Raw genomic sequence first — 2,002 nt, 5'->3', positions numbered from 1 at the left:
TCGGCGCTGCTCAGGACCGCGGGAAAGGCGAAGCCGCACACGCCCACCGTCACCGCGATCACCCTGGCCGGGACCTCGGACGAGTCCGTCGCGACCACCGCGGCGGACAACTCCGTCGCGACCGCCCCGGCGGACGCCTCCGACCCGGCGTACGTGCCGTCCCCCTTCCCGGACGAGACGCTGAACGCGGCCTACACGTCGGACAAGTGGCCGGGGACCGGCGACGGGACCGACTACTTCTACGATCTGCTCCACGGCATCGGTGACCTCGACTCCGGCGTCCTCGGCGCCAACACCAAGGTGTCCCAGGGCACCCCGCTGACCGCTGAGAACGACAGGACCGCGGTGCGGATCAACAACGCGGCGACTCAGAAGGAGGTGGACCGGGCCGAGGTGGACGCGACGAACAGCTCCACCGTCACGATGGCCGACGGCCTCGGATCCCGGCTCGGCCAGATCTACAGCGACGCCCTGAAGGACGGCCGACTGCCGAAGACCAGCGCCCTGTTCTCCCGCGTCACGCAGAACCTCGACAAGGTCGACGCGGCGAAGAACCACTACGGCTACCTGCGCCCGTACGTACGGCTCGGGTTCGTCGGCGACGGCGGCTCCGTCTACGAGTCGCAGGACGGCTCGTACGGCAGCCTCGCCACCAGCGGCTCGTACCCGAGCGGCCACACCTACGGCGGATACGAGGCCGGGACCATCCTCGCCACGCTCCTGCCGGAGTTGGCGCCGTCGATCCTCGCGCGCACCTCGGAGTACGGGGACAACCGCATCGTCCTCGGGTTCCACTACCCGCTCGACGTCATGGGCGGCCGGATCTCCGGCCAGGCCACCGTGGCGCACCGGTGGGCGGACCCCGACTTCGCGAAGCTGCTGATGCAGGCCCATACGGAGATGGAGAACGTACTGCTCGCGCAGTGCGGGACGGAGGGATACGGCGACACACTCGCGGCCTGCGAGGGCGACTCGTACGCCGGTCTGAGCAAGGCGCAGGACGTCGACCTGTACACGCGGCGCCTGACCTACGGATTCTCCCAGGTGGGGAAGGCGGGACAGGCTCTCAAGACGCCGTCCGACGCGGCGGCCCTGCTGATCACGGCCTTCCCCGACCTCACCACCGAGCAGCGCGTCCAGGTTCTGGAGCAGACCGCGACGGACTCCGGGTACCCGCTGGACCTCACCGCGGACGGCGGGGCGAGCTGGCAGCGGATCAACCTGGCGGCGGCGATGGCGGCGAAGGTGGTCGTGGGCGCCGACGGGTCGGTCACGGTGAAGAACTTCTCGGACGCCACCAAGGCCAGTGTCGCCGACGCGAAGACGCTCACCGTGGGAGGCGTCGCGATCGACGGGTTCGATCCGAACGTGTCCACGTACGTCGTCGACTGGCCGAAGAACGCCAGGATCCCGGCCGTCTCCGCCGTGCCGGCCCAGTCCGGCGCGCGGGTGAAGGTCACCGACGGCAGTTCGGTCCTCTCGTCGAGCGGACACCGGTTCACCACCCGCACCATCAAGGTGACCTCGGCCAACGGTTCGGTCATCCGGACCTACACGGTCGGGTTCCAGCCCACGGACCGGGACGACCGGCCGGTCGCGGCCGGCGGCACCAGCGGTTTCCGCGACGCCGAAGGGGCGAGCCTGTGGTCCCTTTCCGGACTGTCGGGCGCCGGAGACATGGGGACGGGCCTCGTCGGCGGCACCGGACCCTGGTCGCCGGGCGCGGAGTGGGCGCGGCCCATGGGCATCCGTGGGGCGAACGGCACGAGGTGACCGCCTGACGAGCCGTGAGCCGAGAAGCCCGGGCAGGATCCTGCCGAGCTTCGCGAGTCACAGCCGTACGGCCGGCCCCTCCGGAAGAACCAGTGAGGTTCCTCCGGAGGGGCCGTTGTCGTGACGGCACGACCGGTCGCGCCCGGGTCGCCGGTCCCGGAGGGCTCAGTCCTCGGCCGCGGACAGGACGGCTGTGGGAACGGGCCGGGGATCCGGAGGAGGAACGCGG

Annotated in this window: 1 protein-coding gene; it reads left to right on the top strand. The window is 70.9% G+C overall.

From position 1 onward, the window contains the following. A partial coding sequence (locus ABZV34_RS38875) for a phosphatase PAP2 family protein (protein WP_356287837.1) occupies positions 1-1,773 on the top strand: 1,773 nt, incomplete at its 5' end. Between the last annotated feature and the right edge of the window lie 229 nt (positions 1,774-2,002).

This window comes from Streptomyces sp. NPDC005195, from assembly GCF_040608315.1.
GTDB classification, from domain to species: domain Bacteria; phylum Actinomycetota; class Actinomycetes; order Streptomycetales; family Streptomycetaceae; genus Streptomyces; species Streptomyces kaempferi.
This window is presented reverse-complemented; position numbering and strand designations above follow the sequence as displayed.